Annotated in this window: 17 protein-coding genes (1 of these 17 running past the window's edge); 9 read left to right on the top strand and 8 right to left on the bottom strand. The window is 67.6% G+C overall.

The window, feature by feature from the left end:
- The 6 genes from pelG (at position 1) to PWS46_RS16005 (ending at position 5,248) form a co-directional block, all read left to right on the top strand.
- Positions 1-1,380 carry an exopolysaccharide Pel transporter PelG gene (gene pelG, locus PWS46_RS16030; RefSeq protein ID WP_434620101.1) on the top strand — a complete coding sequence of 460 codons (1,380 nt, stop codon included), beginning with the start codon at positions 1-3 and terminating at the stop codon, positions 1,378-1,380.
- Positions 1,377-1,838 (top strand): hypothetical protein, encoded by a 462-nt coding sequence (locus PWS46_RS16025; protein ID WP_434620099.1) that lies wholly within the window; start codon positions 1,377-1,379, stop codon positions 1,836-1,838. The genes pelG and PWS46_RS16025 overlap by 4 nt, the downstream gene beginning before the upstream one ends.
- 108 nt (positions 1,839-1,946) lie before the next feature.
- A complete protein-coding gene (locus PWS46_RS16020; RefSeq protein ID WP_434620096.1) occupies positions 1,947-2,207 on the top strand; it encodes a type II toxin-antitoxin system VapB family antitoxin in 261 nt (86 codons plus the stop codon).
- 3 nt (positions 2,208-2,210) lie between these two features.
- Complete coding sequence (locus tag PWS46_RS16015) at positions 2,211-2,600, top strand: type II toxin-antitoxin system VapC family toxin (RefSeq protein ID WP_434620093.1); 390 nt, start codon at positions 2,211-2,213, stop codon at positions 2,598-2,600.
- Between the two features lie 240 nt (positions 2,601-2,840).
- On the top strand, positions 2,841-4,235 hold the full coding sequence (locus PWS46_RS16010) for a YcjX family protein (RefSeq protein ID WP_434620090.1): 1,395 nt from the start codon (positions 2,841-2,843) through the stop codon (positions 4,233-4,235).
- Entirely contained in the window at positions 4,232-5,248 is a 1,017-nt protein-coding gene (locus PWS46_RS16005; protein WP_434620087.1) for a TIGR01620 family protein, read from the top strand. The genes PWS46_RS16010 and PWS46_RS16005 overlap by 4 nt, the downstream gene beginning before the upstream one ends.
- Before the next feature lie 7 nt (positions 5,249-5,255).
- Here PWS46_RS16005 and PWS46_RS16000 read toward each other — a convergent pair whose 3' ends face one another.
- The 7 genes from PWS46_RS16000 to PWS46_RS15970 form a co-directional block, all read right to left on the bottom strand.
- Complete coding sequence (locus PWS46_RS16000; protein WP_434620084.1) at positions 5,256-5,954, bottom strand: pirin family protein; 699 nt, start codon at positions 5,952-5,954, stop codon at positions 5,256-5,258.
- Between the two features lie 119 nt (positions 5,955-6,073).
- A complete protein-coding gene (locus PWS46_RS15995) occupies positions 6,074-7,537 on the bottom strand; it encodes an ATP-binding protein (protein WP_434620081.1) in 1,464 nt (487 codons plus the stop codon).
- A 92-nt stretch (positions 7,538-7,629) separates the two neighbouring features.
- Positions 7,630-8,310 carry an RluA family pseudouridine synthase gene (locus PWS46_RS15990; RefSeq protein WP_434620078.1) on the bottom strand — a complete coding sequence of 227 codons (681 nt, stop codon included), beginning with the start codon at positions 8,308-8,310 and terminating at the stop codon, positions 7,630-7,632.
- A gap of 7 nt (positions 8,311-8,317) precedes the next feature.
- Positions 8,318-8,635, bottom strand: a complete 318-nt coding sequence (locus PWS46_RS15985) for a CcdB family protein (RefSeq protein WP_434620076.1) — start codon at positions 8,633-8,635, stop codon at positions 8,318-8,320.
- Entirely contained in the window at positions 8,635-8,874 is a 240-nt protein-coding gene (locus tag PWS46_RS15980; RefSeq protein ID WP_434620073.1) for a type II toxin-antitoxin system CcdA family antitoxin, read from the bottom strand. The genes PWS46_RS15985 and PWS46_RS15980 overlap by 1 nt, the downstream gene beginning before the upstream one ends.
- Positions 8,875-9,001: 127 nt before the next feature.
- A complete protein-coding gene (locus PWS46_RS15975; protein WP_085086462.1) occupies positions 9,002-10,627 on the bottom strand; it encodes a fumarate hydratase in 1,626 nt (541 codons plus the stop codon).
- 245 nt (positions 10,628-10,872) lie between these two features.
- Entirely contained in the window at positions 10,873-14,979 is a 4,107-nt protein-coding gene (locus PWS46_RS15970; RefSeq protein ID WP_434620070.1) for a Pls/PosA family non-ribosomal peptide synthetase, read from the bottom strand.
- A gap of 706 nt (positions 14,980-15,685) precedes the next feature.
- Between PWS46_RS15970 and PWS46_RS15965 the strand changes: the two genes are divergently transcribed.
- Positions 15,686-16,465 (top strand): SDR family NAD(P)-dependent oxidoreductase, encoded by a 780-nt coding sequence (locus tag PWS46_RS15965; RefSeq protein WP_434620067.1) that lies wholly within the window; start codon positions 15,686-15,688, stop codon positions 16,463-16,465.
- Positions 16,466-16,493: 28 nt separating this feature from the next.
- A complete protein-coding gene (locus tag PWS46_RS15960) occupies positions 16,494-17,774 on the top strand; it encodes an MFS transporter (protein WP_434620064.1) in 1,281 nt (426 codons plus the stop codon).
- A 4-nt stretch (positions 17,775-17,778) separates the two neighbouring features.
- Here the strand turns inward: PWS46_RS15960 and PWS46_RS15955 are convergent, their stop codons facing one another.
- Positions 17,779-18,261, bottom strand: a complete 483-nt coding sequence (locus PWS46_RS15955) for an Lrp/AsnC family transcriptional regulator (RefSeq protein WP_434622043.1) — start codon at positions 18,259-18,261, stop codon at positions 17,779-17,781.
- Between the two features lie 134 nt (positions 18,262-18,395).
- Here PWS46_RS15955 and PWS46_RS15950 point away from each other — a divergent pair, with 134 nt between their 5' ends.
- A protein-coding gene (locus tag PWS46_RS15950; protein WP_434622041.1) for a transketolase-like TK C-terminal-containing protein crosses the window boundary here: on the top strand, positions 18,396-18,721 show its beginning. The gene runs 2,086 nt beyond the window's last position; 326 of the gene's 2,412 nt are visible here — the first part of the coding sequence; its start codon is at positions 18,396-18,398; its stop codon lies beyond the right edge, outside the window.

The raw sequence follows: 18,721 nt of genomic DNA, 5'->3' as shown, positions 1-18,721 counted from the left end.
ATGGCCGGCATCGGCTTCGCGCTCCGCCGGCTGGCCCGGCGCGACGACCTGCTGGGCGTGCTGCAGGGCTATGCCCATTCCGCCTTCATCACCTCCGGCCCTTGGATGTTCACCATCCTGGCGCTGGCCGGCATCACGCTGTTCGGCCGCGATCTGGTGGGGCCGGAGCAGTTGACGCTGTTCCGCGTGGTGGTGATCTACAATTTCTGCTTCTCGGTGGTGTTCACCGGGCCGCTGGTGCTGGTCGCCACCCGCTATCTCGCCGACGCCATCTATGCCAAGGAGGTGGAGGCGGCGCCCGGCATGCTGCTGGCGACGCTGGGGCTGGCCTATGCCATCGCCGGCCTGACCGCCGGGCCCTTCTACCCGCTGTTCAGCGGCCTGCCGCTGCCGATCATGCTGGGCGGGCTGGCGAACTTCTTCCTGGTCTGCGGCATCTGGGTGGTGTCGATCTTCCTGTCGGCGCTGAAGGACTATCTGGCCGTCACCGTCGCCTTCGGCGTCGGCATGACCGCCGGCATGGCCGGGGCGGTGCTGTTGGGCGACCGCTTCGGCGCCGCCGGGATGATCTGGGGGTTCTCCGCCGGGCTGGCGGTGATCCAGTTCGGGCTGATCGCGCGGGTGCTGGCCGAATATCCCTATCCGGTCGGTCGGCTGTTCGACTTCCTTACCTATTTCCGCAAATACGCCGACTTGGCGCTGATCGGCTTTTTCGCCAACGCCGCGGTCTGGACCGACAAGTGGATCATGTGGTTCGCGCCGGAGCGCGAGCTGGTCTCCGGCGCCATGGCGATCTACAGCGCCTATGACGGCGCCATGTTCATCGCCTATCTGACGACGCTGCCGGCGCTGACCCTGTTCACGGTGAACATCGAGACCCGCTTCTTCGAGCATTACCAGGCCTTCTACCGCGACATCCAGAAGCACGCGACCTTCGACCAGATCGCCCGCAACCACCGCGCCATCATCGCCGCCCTGCTCGACAGCAGCCGCAACCTCGTCATCCTGCAAGGGGCGGTCTGCGCCGTCTGCATCTTCCTGGCCCCGGCCATCGTCGGCGCCATCGGCCTGCAGTACCAGCAGATCGGCATGTTCCGCTTCGGCGTGCTGGGTGCCTTCTTCCAGGTGATGTTCCTGTTCTGCACGGTGATCCTCGCCTATTTCGACCTGCGGGCGCGGAACCTGACGGTGCAGCTGGTCTATATGGCGGCCAACGCCGGCTTCACCCTGCTGTTCAGCCGGATGGGCTTCCCGTGGTATGGATACGGCTATTTCCTCAGCTCGCTGCTGGCCTTCGCGGTCGCCTATCTGATGGTGGCCGACGCGGTGCGGCGGCTGCCCTATTTCGCCTTCGTCGCCAACAACCCGTCGGTGCGATGACCCGCCGCCTCATGCTCCTGCTGCTGTCCCTTTCGCTGCTGCCGGCCGCCGCCGGCGCACAGGAGGTTCTGCGCACCGACCGCACCGACCCCGGCCATCTGCGCCCGCCCTTCCGCGCCTACGAACCGCCCCCGCCCGGCCACGAGCCGCGCCTGCGTCGTACCGAAAGCCGCGCGGTCTACAAGCTGCCCGACGGCCTGAAGGGGCTTGCGACGTTTGACCGCACCCTGTCGCACCTGTGCCAGCGCGGCGCCTTCCTGCAGCAGATCGACGGCCTCTATTGGGCATCGACCCCGGATTACCGCTATGGCGTCGCCTTTTCCGGCGGCGCCAACCTGATCGACCCCCAGAACCGCCGCCAGCCCGGCAAGGCCTATTTCTTCCGCAACCAGGACAGCCGCTGCAGCGTCTGGATCGGCGATCAGGCAAAGCTGATGCCGCACTACATCGGGGGGTGACCGCCGTTCGGGTGCCGGTCTTTCAGCCGCATCCGGCAGCACGGCCTTGCCGCAAGGTTCCGTGGGCGCCACAATTGTCCCGTGCCCGATCGAAAGCAGGAGACGCCGATGCCCATCCCGGTGAGTGCTGAAACGGAAGTCCTGGCCCGCCGGCTTGCAGCCATTCGGGGGCAGAGTATCGACGAGGTCGTCCGCACTGCCGTGCGCGATGCCTTGGCCCGTGCCGAGCGACCGGCAACCTCCGGCCTTACTCCCGACCAGCAGGCCAAGGTGAACCGCATGTTGGCGCGGGTGAAGGCGCTGCCGCCGCTGGATGACGACGGAAACCCGGACGCCGCCTTGTACGACGAACACGGCCTGCCGCGCTGAGTCATGGTCGTCGACACCTCGGCCCTTGTGGCCATCCTGAAGGCCGAGCCGGAAGCCGCCGCCTTCCTCACCAAGCTCGCCACCGCCACGGTGTGCCGCCTGTCGGCCGCAAACTTCGTCGAGGCTGGGCTGATCGCCAACCGTGATCCGACCGGTGCCCACCGCGAGGCGCTTGAGGATCTGTTGCGGGAGTTCGACATCCGCATCGAGCCGGTCAGCGAGCGCCAAGCCCGGCTTGCACTCGACGCGTTCCGCCGCTACGGCAAAGGGACCGGACACCCGGCAGGGCTCAATTACGGTGACTGCTTCGCCTACGCCCTGGCTGCCGACACTGGCGAGGTTTTGCTGTTCAAGGGCGATGATTTTCCCTGCACCGACCTTTCCCCGGCATGAGCGGCGGCATTGACCGCCCTGACTTTTCCATCCCACCATTACCCGCTCCCCCGCATCCGTGATACGAATGACCCCCGGTCCCCACCCGCGGAGGTTCCCGCCGATGCCGCCTGGATGGAACAGTGAACACACCCCCGAAAACTGTTTCATGCTGTTTCAAACGTCGCATCCGGCCCCCTCGCATCCTGCGGACTCAACCCCATATAGGGCCGGTCATCGGCCAGAGGTGAACGTCCGCCCGTGCGCATTCCCGACCTGAACAGCCTGTACGACGCCGGCAGCCGGCTTCTTCTGGAATCGACGGTGCGCGTCGGCGTCACCGGACTGCGGCGGGCCGGCAAGACCGTGTTCGTCACCGCCCTCGTCGACAATCTGCTGAAGGCCGGGCGGCTGCCCTTCCTCGATGTCATGTCGTCGGGCCGCTTCCAGGCGGCGCGGCTGCGGCCGCAGCCCGATCCCGACGTGCCGCGCTTCGATTTCGAAGGCCATCTCGCCGCGCTCACCGGCCCCGATCCCCATTGGCCGGAGCCGACGCGCGGCATCGGCCAGATGCGCGTGTCCCTGCGCTACCGCCCGGATTCGGCGTTGAAGCGCTCGGTGCAGCCGGTGGCGACGCTGAACCTCGATCTGGTCGATTACCCCGGCGAATGGCTGCTCGACCTGCCGCTGCTGCGCCAGAGCTTCGCGGAATGGAGTGCCCAGACCCTGGAGCTTGCCGCCCGCCCGCCGCGCGACGAGCTGTCGGCCTCCTGGCGCGGCTGGCTCGCCACCATCGACCCGGCCGGTTCGGCCGAGGAGGAAGCGGCGCGGCGTGGGGCGGCGCTCTACACCGACTATCTCCACGCCTGCCGCCGCGCCGACACGCTGCTCAGCCTGATCCAGCCCGGCCGCTTCGTCGAACCCGGCGACATGAAGGATGCGCCGCTGCTGACTTTCTGTCCGCTGCATGGGGCACAGCCCAATGGATCAAAGGGCAGGGGCAGCCTGTGGGCGCTGATGGAGGAGCGGTACGAGGCCTACAAGACCAACGTCGTCCGCCGCTTCTTCGCCGAGCATTTTTCCCGGCTCGACCGCCAGATCGTGCTGATCGACGTGCTGGGCGCGCTGAATGCCGGCCCCGCCGGGATGGCCGACATGAAGCGCGCGCTGGAGTTGAGCCTGGAGCCGTTCCGCCATGGCGCGTCGGGCTGGTTCGACTGGCTGTTCGGCAGCAAGATCGACCGCGTGCTGTTCGCCGCGACCAAGGCCGACCACATCGCCGCCCACCAGCACGCCCAACTGCGCGCGCTGCTCGACCGGCTGGTCGGTGACGCCCGCAACGCCATCCGCTTCGAAGGCGCCCAGGTCGAGACCATGGCCATCGCCGCGTTGAAATGCACCGAAAGCGTGGTGACGGAGCATGAGGGCCGGCAACTGCGCTGCGTCCGCGGCATCCCCGTCGGTCGCGACCGCCCGACCGTGCTGTTTCCCGGCGAGATCCCGGAGGATGCGGAGGCCTTCCCGCCCGGCCGCGACCGCCCCTACAATTTCCTGCCCTTCCGCCCGCCCGACGACCTCGGCCGCGACCCGCGCGGCCTGCCGCACATCCGCGTCGACCAGGCCCTGCAATTCCTTCTCGGGGACTATCTGACGTGACGGAGCGCGATACCCGCAAAGCCTCAAACGGCTGGGTTCCGCCGATGGAACTGGACCTCGACCGCGCGGCGCCCGTCCCGGCGGAGGAGGAAGCCGCCCTGCTGACCGGAACCGGCGACCCGGCCGACCTGCTGCCGGCGCCCGCCACGCCGGTGCGGACGACCCGCAAACTCGGGCGCTGGCTGTTCGGGGCGCTGGCCGCGCTGGTTATGGTCGCGCTGGGCTTCGACACCGCCGACCTGTTGGCCCGCGCCTTCGCCACGAGCCTGGCCCTCGGCGTCCTGGTCGCCCTGCTGGCCGCCACCGCCGGCATCGCGGCAATCGCCATGCTGGTGACCGAGCTGCTGTCGCTCCGCCGCCTGCGCCGGATCGAGGAATTGCGGGCGGAGGCCGGCCGGCTGGAGGTCGACGCTCCCGGCGGCCGGGCCGACCGCTTCGCCGGATCGCTGGTGGCGCTCTATGCCGACCGGCGGGAACTGGCGCCGGCGCTGGCCCGCGTGCGCGACCATGTCACCGACGCCCATGACGAGCACGAGGTGGTGCGGCTGCTCGACCGCGAGGTGCTGAGCCCGCTCGACCGCGCCGCCTATCAGCGGGTTCTGCGCGCGTCCCGCGACACCGCCATCGCCACGGCGCTGAGCCCGGCGGCGCTGCTGGATTTCGCGGTGGTTCTCTGGCGCAACCTGAAGCTGGTGCGGGAGATCGCCAGCCTCTATGGCGCCCGGCCCGGCTATGTCGGTTCGCTCCGGCTGCTGCGCCGGATGCTCGCCAACATCGCCGTCGCCGGCGTGACCGAAAGCGCCCACCATGTGGCGGTGGAGGCGCTGGGCGGCTCGCTGGCCGCCGCCATCTCCACCCGGATGGGGCAGGGGGTGATCAACGGCCTGCTGACCGCGCGGGTCGGGCTGACCGCCATGCATCTGTGCCGCCCCATCGCCTTCGGCCCCGACAACCGCCCCAGCATGAACCGCATCAGGAAGGAGCTGTTGTCGGTGCCCAAACAGGTGCTGTGACGTGACCCTAGGCGAGGTCGAAGACCAGCACTTCCGCCTCGTCCGCCCGGTCCAGCGTCACCGCCTCCTCGTCCGTCAGCGCGGCGCCGTCGCCGGCCTTCAGCAGCGTGCCGTTCAGATGGACCCGGCCGCGGGCGACCTGGACCCAGGCGTGGCGGCCGGGACGGAGCGGCAGGGTGGCGCTTTCCTCGCCGTCCAGCAGCGCGGCGTACAGGTCGACATCCTGGTGGATGGTGACGCTGCCGTCCCGTCCGTCACGCGATCCGACCAGCTTCAGCGTGCCGCGCTTCTGCTCGACCGGGAAATCCGCCTGCTGGTAGCCGGGGGCGAGGTTGTTGGCCTCCGGCAGGATCCAGATCTGGAGGAAATGCACCGGCTCGGTGTCCGACGCGTTGTACTCGCTGTGGCGGATGCCGCGGCCGGCACTCATCACCTGGACCTCGCCCGGACGGATCACCGACCCGGTGCCGATGGAGTCCTTGTGCTCCAGCGCGCCGTTCAGCACGTAGGAGACGATCTCCATATTGGCATGCCCATGGGTGGGGAAGCCGGCACCGGGGATCACCCGGTCCTCGTTGATGACCCGCAGGGCACGGAAGCCCATGTGACCGGGATCGAAGTAATGGCCGAACGAGAAGCTGTGGTTGCTGTTCAGCCAACCCATGTTGGCGACCCCACGCTCGTCGCGATGGCGAATGGTGATCATGATGGAACCCTCCGTACCGTTGGGGTGTGTGCCGTTGTCTGGAGGGGAATTTGGCACTCAATGGCTTGCGGAACAATCCGACCAGTTCGCATCAGATCGTTGCTTATGACGGGACAATATCACCCCGCCAGCGGCACTCCCACCGCGAACACGGTCCCGCGTCCCTCCGCCGAACGCACCGTCACCGGATGGCCCAACAGCCTTGCCAGCCGCTCGACGATGGCAAGGCCCAGCCCGATGCCCTCGCTGCGGTCACGGTCGGGGCGGTCGAGTTGGACGAACTCCTCGAAGATGCGCCGGCGGTCGGGTTCGGCGATGCCGCGGCCGGTGTCGTAGACCTCGATCCACAGCGTGTCGCCGCGGGTGCGGCAGCCGACCAGAACGCCGCCCGTCTCGGTATAGCGGATGGCGTTGGCGATCAGGTTGCGGAGGATGCGCTCCAGCAGGGCCGGGTCGCTGCGCACCACCGCATTGGTCGGGATGGCGCGCAGCCGCAGCCCCTTCGCCTCCGCCTGCCCGGCGAACTCCGCTTTCAATTGGTCGAGCAGGGGGCAAAGCGGCAGGTCGGCCGGCTTCGGCGTCACCACCCCCGATTCCAGTTTGGAGATGTCCAGGATGGCGTTCAGCAGGTCGCGCATCGACCGCTGCGCCGCCTTCAGGTCGGTCAGCAGGGCTGCCGTCTTGCCGCTCTGCGGCTGGCGCTCCAGAATGCCGGTGAACATGCCGATGGCCTGAAGGGGCTGCTGCAGATCGTGGCTGGCATGGGCGAGGAAGCGGGACTTGGCACGGTGGGCCTGCTCGGCGGTGGTCTTGGCGGCGTGCAGTTCCGCCGTCCGTTCGCGCACCTGCTGTTCCAGCGTGGCGTTGGCGCGCTCGATGGTTTCCGCCATGCGCAGGATTTCGGTGAACTGCCGACGCACCTGCCGGGTCATCGGCCGGAAGATCGCCAGCGCTTCCACCGCCAGGATCAACAGGGTGATCAGCAGCGCCGTCAGCCCCAGCCGATGCAGGGTCTGGAAGCCGGCCTCTCCCTCCTCCTGATAGAGCGCCACCACCTCTTCCAGCCGGTCCAGCAGCGGGCCGAGCGCCTGGGCGGTGATGCGGTCCGCCTCCGCTGGATCCGGCGGCTGACCGGCGGATGCGGCGGCGATGACGCGGCGCAGGGCGGCAATATGTTCGGTCACCACCGGGTCCAGCGGGTCGGGTCCGCCGTAAAACAAATCCTGCGGCGGCGGCCCAAGCGGCGGGCCTTCCTCCGGCCCGGCCCGGCCGCTCAGCCGCCGGTGGGCAGCTTCGAACATGTCCGTGGCGTCGTCCAGCAGCCGGGCGAGTTCGACGCGCGTCGCGGGATCGGTCGCGGTCTTCAACTGTTCCACCAGCAGGGCCGTCCGCTGCGACAGCATGCGCTGCCGGCCGGAAACATTGACGACCTCCAGCATGCGTTCGTGCTGACCGATGACCCGCTCGGTCATGACGAATCCCGCAAGCGTGCCCAGCGCGATCAGCGTCAGCGCCAGGGCATAACGCAAGGTCATCCAGCGGGTCGCCAATTGCTGGGTTGCCGTCGTGCCGATCGGTATCATGCGCTCGTCCCCCGGCCGTGATCGCCCCATCTCCATCGACGATCATGGGGCAGCCTGCCGCATTGCAGCAAGGACGGAGGGTAGCGGTGAAGCTATGAAGCCTCGGTAAAGCCGCAAGCCTCCAGCGCCGCCCGCATGTGCGGCGGGACCGGAGCCACGGCACCGACCGGATCGCGCTTCGGGTAGAGCGGCAGCGAGATGGCGCGGGAATGCAGGTGCAGCGGCTTGCCGTCCGGCCCGCCATATTGCGGGTCGCCGACTAGCGGGCAGCCGATGGAGGCGCAATGGACGCGGATCTGGTGGGTGCGGCCGGTGTGCGGCGTCAGTTCCAGCCACGTCAATCCGTCAGACTGCCCACGCACGACATAGTCGGTGACCGCCGTCTGCCCGTCAGGCGACCCGACGATGCGCCAGCCGCCGGTCTTGTTGGAGACCTTGGCGAGCGGCAGCTCAATCCGTCCGGATTCCTGCGGCGGCGTGCCGGCGACCACCGCCCAATAGGTCTTATCGACCTTGCCGTTCTGGAACAGGATGCCGATCTTGCGCAGCGCCTTGGCATGGCGTCCGAGGATCAGGCAGCCCGACGTGTCGCGGTCCAACCGGTGGGCGAGGGACGGCAGCTTGGGAAAGCCGAAGCGCAGGGCGTCGAAATGCCGCTCCAGGTTCGGCCCGCCGGCGGGACCGGCATGGACCGGCAGCCCGGCAGGCTTGTCGAGGATCAGCATCAGCCCGTCGCGGTACAGGATGCGGTCTTGGATTTGGGCGGGTGTCACGGGCTACTCATCCCCAGGCGCGGGAAATCAGGAAGTCGATGGCGGCGATGATGCGGTCGCTGTCGTTGGCGAGGGAGCAGACCTTGTCGCCGAGTTGGTCCGTCGGAACAGAGGCGAGCTGAAGAGGATTCAGAACGACGTCATGGCCTTCAATCACGAATTTCGGGGTCAAGGACGGTTCCGTGCTCTGAAGCTTGTCGGCAAGCAGCAGCGGTGCGATCACCCGGCGTGCAGATGCGTCGAATCGTTGTGATTGCACAATCACCAAATACGGAATGCCCGAGCGCGCCGCCGTTCGATTCCGATGTACATCGAATTGAGCCATCACAGGTGATCGAGATGTCCGTCGGCAAACGAACCATATTTGGCGTCGAAGTCGTTCAGCGCCGCAATCGTCGCGTCCAGGCGACGTTCGCGATCAGCCTTCGCCACCTCGTCGGCCAGCAGTTTTTCGACCCGCTCCGACAGGTCGCCGGGGAGGGACTGTGCGCGTTGCAGGATGTCCTCGTCCAGCGACAAGGTGACGTCCCGCTTCGGTGCGCGCCGGTCATAGACACCGTCCATTGCAAAGCCCTCCCCGATCCCGATGCATTGAAGATAGGCGCCCCCGGTGCCGTCCCGCAAGCAGGCAGGAAAAAGGGCGCGGAACCTCGCAAGGCACCGCGCCCCCTTCATTTGCAGTCAGCCCGGATCAGGCGAGCTTCAACTCCTTGAAGAAGTCGTTGCCCTTGTCGTCGACGATGATGAAAGCCGGGAAGTCCTCCACCTCGATGCGCCAGATGGCTTCCATGCCGAGTTCGGGATACTCGACGCATTCCACCTTCTTGATGCAGTCCTGGGCCAAACGGGCGGCGGCGCCGCCGATGGAGCCGAGATAGAAGCCGCCATGCTGCTTGCAGGCTGCCGTGACCTCGGGGCTGCGGTTGCCCTTGGCCAGCATGACCATGGAGCCGCCCGCCGCCTGGAACTGGTCGACGAAGCTGTCCATGCGGCCCGCCGTGGTCGGCCCGAAGGAGCCGGAGGCGTAGCCTTCCGGCGTCTTGGCCGGGCCGGCATAGTAGATCGGGTGGTTCTTGAAATAGTCCGGCAGCGGCTCGCCGGCGTCCAGGCGGGCGCGCAGCTTGGCGTGGGCCAGATCGCGGGCGACGATCAGCGGGCCGGTCAGCGACAGGCGGGTGCGGATCGGGTACTGGCTCAGCGTGGCGCGGATCTGTTCCATCGGCTGGTTCAGGTCGATCTTCACGACCTCGCCCGACAGATGCTCGTCACCGATCTCCGGCAGATACTGGGCCGGATCGGTCTCCAACTGCTCCAGGAAGATGCCGTCCTTGGTGATCTTGCCCACCGCCTGACGGTCGGCCGAGCAGGACACGCCGATGCCGATCGGCATGGAGGCGCCATGGCGCGGCAGGCGGATGACGCGGACGTCGTGGCAGAAATACTTGCCGCCGAACTGGGCGCCGATGCCCATGTTCTGGGTCAGCTTGTGGACCTCGGCCTCCATCGCCAGATCGCGGAAGGCGTGCGCGTCCTCGCCGCCTTCGGTGGGCAGGTTGTCGAGGTAGCGGGCGGAGGCCAGCTTCACCGTCTTCAGGTTCTGCTCCGCCGACAGGCCGCCGATGACGATGGCGAGATGGTAGGGCGGGCAGGCCGAGGTGCCGAGATAGCGGATCTTGTCTTCCAGGAACTTCAGCAGCCGGTCGGGCGCCAGCACCGACGGCGTGGCCTGATGCAGGAAGGTCTTGTTGGCCGATCCGCCGCCCTTGGCCATGAACAGGAACTTGTAATAGTCCTCGCCCTCGGAATAGATGTCGACCTGGGCTGGCAGGTTGTTCCGGGTGTTCTTCTCCTCATACATGGAGATCGGCGCCAGCTGGCTGTAGCGCAGGTTGCGCTTCAGGTAGGCGTCGCGGGCCCCTTCCGACAGGGCGGTCTCGTCGCCGCCCTTGGTCCAGACGCGGCGGCCCTTCTTGCCCATGATGATGGCGGTGCCGGTGTCCTGGCACATCGGCAGGGTGCCGGCGGCGGCGATGTTGGCGTTCTTCAGCAGGTCGAGCGCCACGAAGCGGTCGTTGGCCGACGCCTCCGGATCGTCCAGGATCTTGGCGAGCTGGGCCAGATGGCCCGGACGCAGCAGATGGTTGATGTCGGAGAAGGCAGCCTCGGCCAGCAGGCGCAGACCTTCCGGCTCGACCTTCAGGATCTGCTCGCCGTCGAATTCGACGACCGAGACGTGATCCGAGGTCAGCTTGCGGTAGGTCGTGTCGTCCTTGGCGAGCGGAAACAGGCCGCGGGCTGAGGCGATGTCGTCGGGCATTGGGGCGTTCCTTCGTGGCGATCCAATGGCGTCCGCTCGCCTCCGCGGTACGCGCCCGGCCGGGCGCGCGAAGGGGGCAGGCCGCGCTCGGCCCCCCTTATACACCGCTGCGGGGCGGAGACAACCATCGGCGGGACGCAAGACGGCGCGACGGTTTGTCGTCGACCAAAGTCGGGGCAAAAGAAAAGGCCGGCCCACCGCAATGGTATGACCAGCCTCGTCTTTTCGCCGCTGGGGCCGGCTGCTTACGCCGCCGCCTTCACCTGTCCATCGACCGCAGCCGGTGCATGAACAGCCGGTTCGGCCGGGGCGCCGACCCAGTCGCCGTGGGCTGGGATCTCCTCGCCCTTCATCACCAGGGTCAGCGGACCCAGGCGGGCGAAATCGCCGACATGGGTGTCGTACAGCACCGTCGCGCCGGCCCCGATGGTGACGCCGGTCCCGACCGAAACCCGGCCAACCTTCATCACGCGGTCCTCGTACAGGTGGGTCTGCAGCGCCGACAGCGCGTTGATGGCGCAATAGTCGCCGACGGACACGCAATCGAACTCGGTGATGTCGGTGGTGTCCATGTAGACGCCCTTGCCGAACTTGGTGCCGAACAGGCGCAGCACCCAGGGCAGCATCGGCGTGCCGCGCAGGTGGTCGAGCAGCACCTTGCCGGCCAGACCCCAATACAGCACGGCCACCGCCTCCGTCCGCATGGCCCACCATGACCACATCGGCTTCATGGTGGGGGCATAGCGGCCCATCAGCAGCCATTTCACCAGCGCCACGATCAGCACCATCGCCGTGGGGATGGCGACGCTGACCGCCAGGAACTGCCAGGCGAAGGCGCCCCAGCGCTGGTCGAGAATGGCCTTGGCGAAGAACTCCACCGCGAAGGTGCCGAAGGTGATGAACAGCATCGACGGCATCGACAGGCTGAACGCCTCGAACACGGCGCGGCCGAGACGGCGGGTGCGCGACGGCTCGAACGTCCAGTTGGCCGACACGTTGTCGAACTTCTGGCGCACCGGCAGCTTGATCGGCGGGCTGCCGAACCAGGTGTCGTTGGCCTGCATCTCGGCATTCGCCGGCGGCTTGGACTTGATGCCGATCAGCGTGCCGGTGGGGATGCAGGCGCCCGGCGGGACCACGGCGTCGTTGCCGACGAACACGCGGGCCTCGGTCTTCACCGGCTGCAGATGCATCCAGCCGCGGCGGATGTCCTCGTCGCCCAGCACCACCTCGTCGGCGATGAAGCACTTCTCGCCGATCTCCACCAGATCGTAGCGGCCGGCGAGGTTGGTCGAGATCTCCGCGTCGCGGCCGATCTTGGCGCCCATCAGGCGGTACCAGGCCCGCATGTAGACGGTGGCGTAGAGCGAGCTGAGGGTTTCCAGCATCACCTCGGTCGCCAGCGCCACGACCCATTTGCGGACATAGAACCAGCTGTGGACCGAGTAGGAGCCGGCTTCCACCTTCGGCAGCACGATCCAGCGCATCGCGGCGATCAGCAGGACGGTGAAGGCCACCAGGAACATGGCGGTCGGCCACGCGATGGCGGGAACATAGTAGAGGTAGTTGACCTTGAACACACCGCCCATCCAGGCGTCGAGCCTGTCGAACAGGTAGAAGGCCGGGAAGATCGGGATCAGCGCCACCGGCGGCAGGCCGACCAGGGCGACCAGATAGATCAGCCCCTGGGTGGCGCGCTTGACGATGCCGGCGCGCGGCTCCTGCGGCAGGGCGGCGCTGTCGACGGTGCCGACCTTGCGGGCGGGCGAGCCGTCCCAGGACTCGTAGTCGCCGGTGCGGGTGCCGGCGGCCAGGGCGGTCAGGTCGGCCATCTCGGTGCCCTTGCCGACCACCGCATCATGGCCGATGACGCAGGATGTGCCGATATAGGCATCCTCACCGATTTCGATGGTGCCGATCACCAGCTCGTTGCCGATCACCTCGGCATTGGCCAGCTTCACCTTGCCGCCGGTCGAGGCGCCGCGGCCGATGCTGACCAGATCGATGGCGCCGGATTCGAACTCGCCGATCATCGCGTCGGCGCCGACCTTGGCGCCGAGGGCGCGCAGGAACAGCCGCATCACCGGCGATCCCTGGAACCATTTCAGGTGGACCAGCGCGATGAAACGCTGGGCCAGCCACCAGCGGTAATAATAGACGCCCCACAGCGGATAGCGACCCGGCTTGGTCCGGCCGATGATCAGCCACTTCGCCGCGATGGCGATGGCGACGGTGGCGATGTTGATGACGACATACACGCCGAACAGCGTGGTGATCTCGCCCAGCAGCCCGGCATCCTCGCCGGACAGCAGCATGTAGCTGACGAACACGCCCAGCCACTGCACCGTCATCAGCGCCAGGATGACCGGCAAAGCCGCGGCCTGGGCCAGACCGCACAGCAGGCGGCGGCCGAGCGGCGGCGGATCGAAGGACAGGTCGGCCGGCGCGGCGCCTCGGCCGGCGGGCGCCTTGGCGTCCAGCCGTTCGGCCATGGCGCGGAGCGTGCGGGCGCCATAGACGTCCTGCAGGGTCAGGCTGGCCAGCCCGGCGGTTTCGCGCACGGCGGAGACGAAGCGCGCGGCCAGCAGTGAATGGCCGCCCAGATCGAGGAAGAAGTCGGCCTCCAGCGGGATCGACTGCCCGGGGAAGACGCGGCGGGCGGCCTCCAGCAACGCGGCCTCGGTCGGGCTGCGCGGTTCCTCCTGCTCGCCCGATCCAGCATCCTCGGTCAGGGCCATCGCCTGCAGGGTCTTGCGGTCGGCCTTGCCGGAGGTCAGGCGCGGCAGCTCCACCACCTGTTCATAATGCGCGGGCACCATGTAGGCCGGCAGCTGCGCACGCAGAGCGTCGCGGAGTGCGGTCTTTTGCAGAGACGCACCCGGCTGCGCGACCAGGAAGGCGACCAGACGGTCCAGCCCATTGTCGTTGCGCAGCACGACCGTTGCCTGGGCGACGCCGGGCAGGTCGGTCAGCTTCGCCTCGATCTCTCCCAGTTCCAGCCGGAAGCCGCGGATCTTCACCTGATCGTCGATGCGGCCATGGAAACGCAGGTTGCCGTCGGCATCGACGCTGACCGCGTCACCGGACCGGTAGAGCAGTGGATCGTGGGCACCGGAGCGGTACGGGTTGGCGATGAACTTCTCCGCCGTCAGCTCCGGCCGGCCGAGATAGCCCTGGGCCACGCCGGGGCCGCCGATCAGCAGCTCGCCCTGGGTGCCTGCGGCCACCGGCTGCAGCGCCTCATCCACCACATAGCAGGTGTAGTTGGGGATCGGGCGGCCGATGGTGACGGGGGTGTCGGGCAGCACTTCGGCCACGGTGGCGACGACGGTCGCCTCGGTGGGTCCATAGCTGTTGAACAGGCGCCGGCCCGGCCGGCACCAGCGCGATGCGACCGCCGGCGGGCAGGCCTCGCCGCCCAGGATGACGATGCGCAGCGACGGCACGTCCTTCGGCAGCATCGCCAGCAGGGTGGGCACGGTGTCCAGAACAGTGACGCCGGCCTCGTTCAGCACGTCGGCCAGCCGGTCCACCTCGTCCAGCACCTGCCGGCTGGCAACCCACAGGGTCGCGCCGGCCAGATAGGGGACGAAGATCTCCTCCAGTGACAGGTCGAACGCCACCGACGCGCCCTGGAAGGCCACGTCGTCGGCGGTGATGCCGTAGACGCTGTTGGCGGCTCGCAGATAGTGGCAGATGTTGCGGTGGCTGATGACGATGCCCTTGGGCTTGCCGGTCGAGCCCGAGGTATAGATCGCATAGGCCGGGCTGTCCGGCGTCACCCCGTCGGCGCGCAGGTCGAACGGCTGCTCATCGTCGCTCAGCACATCGCCGATGCGCAGGACCTGGACGTCCGCACCGGCCTCGGCCAGGGTCGCCGCCTTCGTTCCGGTCACCAGATCGATCAGGATTGCCGGGGCGGCGCAGTCGGCCAGGCTGATCGCCACGCGCTCGGCCGGCGCGTCGGCGTCGAAGGGCAGATAGGCCGCGCCGGCCTTCAGGATGCCCAGCAGCGCGACATGCAGATCAAGCGACCGCGCCATCCACAGCCCGACGAAGCAGCCGGGGCCGATCCCCCGCGCCCGCAGGCCGCGGGCAACCCGGTTGGCGCGCGCGTCCAACTCGGCATAGCTGACGCGCCGGCCTTCATAGACGATGGCCGTGCGGTCCGGATGCGCCGCGGCGGTCGCCTGCGGAATGTCGGACAGCAACTCGTCGCGGAGTAGGGATGGATCGATCGGGCCGCTCAAGGTCGGCACCAAGGGAGTGGCGTTCCACGGAGCGGAGATCGTCGATTGACCGGCCGGGGAAACATCGGTCGGGCCGTTGGCCCGCGCAGTCAGCAAGGTCACGCTGTGTCAGCCTTCCAAAAGGAATCAGCGCGGTGGCGCCAAACGGACCCGTTCTTCATACGGTCCCGGCGGTCGGCTGAACGCGGCGATGGGCCGCTCGCTAGTTGTGGTGCTTTATGGTTAACGAATGCTTGCCATCCGGCTTGGAGGCACCTGTGCCGATGGGAGATGTCAAGTCTTGGGCTGCCCAAGCGCTGCGAAAGCAACATTCGCCCGACCGAAAGAAAGAGGAAGACCCGACGGCACCCGATACATGCGGATACATGAAGCTGCATGTTCGCGCTTTCATGATCCGTTGCGCGGCGGCGGTCAAGCTTATCCTCGAGCCTGCGGATCGAAGGGCAGGGCCATGTGTCGGCCTCACCACATGGTCCCCGGATCCGTGACATTCGCCGTAACGAGCGCCACGGGTTGTGGCGGCTGCCGGGACTCGGCGGAATTGCAACCAGGACCAGAATAGGCCTCCGGAATGGCAGGTCGACGACGGGTGGCAGCCTGCATCTCGCAGCCCTTGTCCGTCTCCGCGCAGATGTGGTGTCGCCTGCGAGACCGCGCCATTCAGCCGATGCATGGCTGAGCTTCCGGGATTCCAGGGGTCAGTCTTTTTTCATGATGGACATCATCAAAAACCACAACGATGATGATCGTCATGAAAACGCCCGGCACGAGCGGGCCTTGGGAACCGGATCGGGGACAGGAGAGGGTCATGAGCATTGCAATGAACACCACGGGGGCGAACATGAGCGGGCGTGTCGCCCTGGTGACCGGCGGCACGTCGGGCATCGGCCGCACGACGGCGTTGGCTTTCGCCGGAGCGGGGGCAACGGTGATCGTTACCGGCCGGCGCGAGGCGGAAGGGTTGGAGACGGTGGACCTGATCGACCGTGCAGGCGGTACCGGCCGCTTCGTTGCCGCCGATGTCGCCGATGCGACTGAAGTCGCTGCGCTGTTCGCGCGGATCGAGCGCGACCATGGCCGGCTCGACGCCGCCTTCAACAATGCCGGCATCCATCAGGTGGCGCCACTGACCGACATGGAGGAGGCCGCCTTCGACCGCATGCTGACTGTCAATGTGAAGGGTGTCTGGCTCTGCCTGAAGCATGAACTGGCGATCATGCGCAACCAGGGCCGCGGCGCGGTCGTCAACACCGGGTCGGTGCTGGGGCAGATCGGCATGGCCGGCAACGCCGCCTATTCCGCCAGCAAGGCGGCGGTGGAAGGGTTGACTCGCACCGCGGCCATAGAGGTCGCGGCCTTCGGCGTGCGCGTCAATGCCGTTTGCCCGGCGATCATCCAGACGCCGATGACCCAGGCGTCCTTCGGCGGAGCCGAGCAGGTCGAGGCGGTGATGGGGCCGCGCCATCCCGTCGGCCGCGTCGGTCGCCCGGAAGAGGTGGCGGCAGCCGTGCTCTGGCTCTGCTCCGACGCCGCCGGCTTCGTCACCGGCCAATCGATCAACATCGACGGCGGCGTGACCGCGCAATAACAAGGTTGGTTACCGGAGTTACGAGCCGATGCTGTCCACCCCCCTCGCCGCCACCCTGGCGCGCCGCGACATCCATTATGGATGGGTCGTCGTCGCCGTCACCTTCCTGTCTATGCTGGTCTCCGCCGGGGCGGTGGGTGCGCCCGGCGTCCTTTTGCTGCCGCTGCAGCGGGAATTCGGCTGGGATACCGCCGACATCTCCCTGGCGATGGCAATCCGCCTGCTGCTGTTCGGGCTGATGGGACCCTTCGCCGCCGCGATGATCAACCGCTTCGGCGTCCGTCGCATGGTGCTGTCCTCCCTGACGCTGGTCGGCAGCGGGCTGCTCGCCTCGCTGGCGATGCGGGAGGTCTGGCAACTGGTTCTGCTGTGGGGCTTCGTCGTCGGCTTCGGCACCGGCCTGACCGCCATGGTGCTGGGCGCCACCATCGCCACCCGCTGGTTCGTCGCCCGCCGTGGGCTGGTGATCGGTCTGCTGACCGCGAGTTCCGCCACCGGGCAGCTTGTCTTCATGCCGCTGCTGTCGATGCTGACCGAAGCCTATGGCTGGCGCAGCGCCATCGCATTGCTGTGCGGCCTGATCGCGGTGGCCGCCCTGGCGATGCTGGCGCTGATGCGCGACCGTCCGGCTGACCTCGGCCTGTCCGCCTTCGGCGAGGTTGGGGGCACGCCGCCTGCCGCCCCGGCCGGCGCCATCCTGCCGGCGGCGCTGGGGGCATTGCGCGAGGCCGCGGTGACGCGAACCTTCTGGGTGCTGTTCGCCACCTTCTTCATCTGCGGCGCCAGCACCAACGGCCTGATCCAGACCCATCTGATCCCGCTCTGCGTCGATTTCAGCGTGCCGGAGGTGCAGGCGGCCGGTCTGCTGGCGGTGATGGGGATCTTCGACTTCATCGGCACCGTCGGGTCGGGCTGGCTGTCCGACCGCTACGACAACCGCTGGCTCCTGGTCTGGTATTATGGCCTGCGCGGTCTGTCGCTGCTTTATCTGCCCTACTCGGACTTTACCCTCTACGGCCTGTCGCTCTTCGCCGTCTTCTATGGCCTTGACTGGATCGCCACCGTTCCGCCGACCGTGCGCCTGACGGCGGAGCGCTTCGGCCGGGAGCGGGCCAACCTCGTCTTCGGCTGGGTCTTCGCCGGTCACCAGCTGGGCGCCGCCGTCGCGGCCTTCGGCGCCGGGCTGTCGCGCACGGCTCTTCAAAGCTATCTGCCGGCCTTTGCCACCGCCGGCGCTCTCTGCCTGCTCGCGGCTATGCTGGTTCCGATGATCGGCAGCCGCGCCAAGCCGGCAACCACCAAAGCATGACACTCTATTCCCCCAGATGCTCCAGCGGCAGAGCGGTGCGGTAGCGCACCTGCTTCAAGGCGAAGCTGGAGCGGATGCTGGCGACGCCGGGGATGCGGGTCAGGTGTTCCTTCAGGAACCGTTCATAGCTGGCGAGATCCGGCACCACCACCCGCAGCAGGTAATCGGCGTCGCCGGTCATCAGATAGCATTCCAGCACCTCCGGCCGCGCCATCACCGCCGCCTCGAAACCGTCGAGCCGCGCCTCCACCTGCCGCTCCAGGCTGACATTGACGAAGATGTTGACCGGCAGGTCGACGGAGGCCGGATCGACCAGCGCCACATAGCGGGCGATCACCCCGGCCTCCTCCAGCGCCTTGACCCGCCGCAGACAGGGGGAGGGCGACAGCCCGACCCGTTCGGCCAGCTCGTTGTTGGGGAGCCGGCCGTCCTGCTGAAGGGCTGCCAGAATCTTGCGGTCGATGCGGTCGAGCGGCTGTTTTGGCATCGAATGCTGTTTCCTGAGTAATCCTGGCATTGGATGCTAAAGCGGAACCGCGGCCTGCGCCACTTCGCAAGCATCTGCCGGATCACAAATGATAAGTTCTTCGAACCATAAACACCCCGTTCGGGAGCAGACCCATGACCGCGATCCAGCCGTCCTCCGCCGATCTCGCCTGCCTGGCCGAGCTGGAACGCAAGGTACTCTGGCTCGCATCCTGGACCATCCACAACGCCAACCATGTCCGTCCCAACCTGGACGGGCTGAAGATCGGCGGCCATCAGGCCTCCAGCGCCTCGATGTCGACCATCCTGACGGCGCTCTATTTCTCGGCCCTGCGGCCGGAGGACCGGGTGGCGGTGAAGCCCCATGCCAGTCCGATCTTTCACGCCATCCAGTATCTGCTGGGCAACCAGACGCGGGAGAAGCTGGAGAATTTCCGCGGCTACAAGGGCGCCCAGTCCTA

Origin of the sequence: Azospirillum sp. B2RO_4 (assembly GCF_051124815.1) — a bacterium.
Taxonomy (GTDB): Bacteria; Pseudomonadota; Alphaproteobacteria; order Azospirillales; family Azospirillaceae; genus Azospirillum.
The sequence above is the reverse complement of the archived record's forward strand: the minus strand, read 5'-3'. Positions and strand labels throughout refer to the sequence as shown.

Coding starts and splice junctions, on each gene's coding strand:
- pelG (WP_434620101.1), top strand. CDS start 1: ATGGCCGGCATCGGCTTCGCGCTCCGCCGGCTGGCCCGGCGCGACGAC.
- PWS46_RS16025 (WP_434620099.1), top strand. CDS start 1,377: ATGACCCGCCGCCTCATGCTCCTGCTGCTGTCCCTTTCGCTGCTGCCG.
- PWS46_RS16020 (WP_434620096.1), top strand. CDS start 1,947: ATGCCCATCCCGGTGAGTGCTGAAACGGAAGTCCTGGCCCGCCGGCTT.
- PWS46_RS16015 (WP_434620093.1), top strand. CDS start 2,211: ATGGTCGTCGACACCTCGGCCCTTGTGGCCATCCTGAAGGCCGAGCCG.
- PWS46_RS16000 (WP_434620084.1), bottom strand. CDS start 5,954: ATGATCACCATTCGCCATCGCGACGAGCGTGGGGTCGCCAACATGGGT.
- PWS46_RS15995 (WP_434620081.1), bottom strand. CDS start 7,537: ATGATACCGATCGGCACGACGGCAACCCAGCAATTGGCGACCCGCTGG.
- PWS46_RS15985 (WP_434620076.1), bottom strand. CDS start 8,635: ATGGCTCAATTCGATGTACATCGGAATCGAACGGCGGCGCGCTCGGGC.
- PWS46_RS15980 (WP_434620073.1), bottom strand. CDS start 8,874: ATGGACGGTGTCTATGACCGGCGCGCACCGAAGCGGGACGTCACCTTG.
- PWS46_RS15975 (WP_085086462.1), bottom strand. CDS start 10,627: ATGCCCGACGACATCGCCTCAGCCCGCGGCCTGTTTCCGCTCGCCAAG.
- PWS46_RS15965 (WP_434620067.1), top strand. CDS start 15,686: ATGAGCATTGCAATGAACACCACGGGGGCGAACATGAGCGGGCGTGTC.
- PWS46_RS15960 (WP_434620064.1), top strand. CDS start 16,494: ATGCTGTCCACCCCCCTCGCCGCCACCCTGGCGCGCCGCGACATCCAT.
- PWS46_RS15955 (WP_434622043.1), bottom strand. CDS start 18,261: ATGCCAAAACAGCCGCTCGACCGCATCGACCGCAAGATTCTGGCAGCC.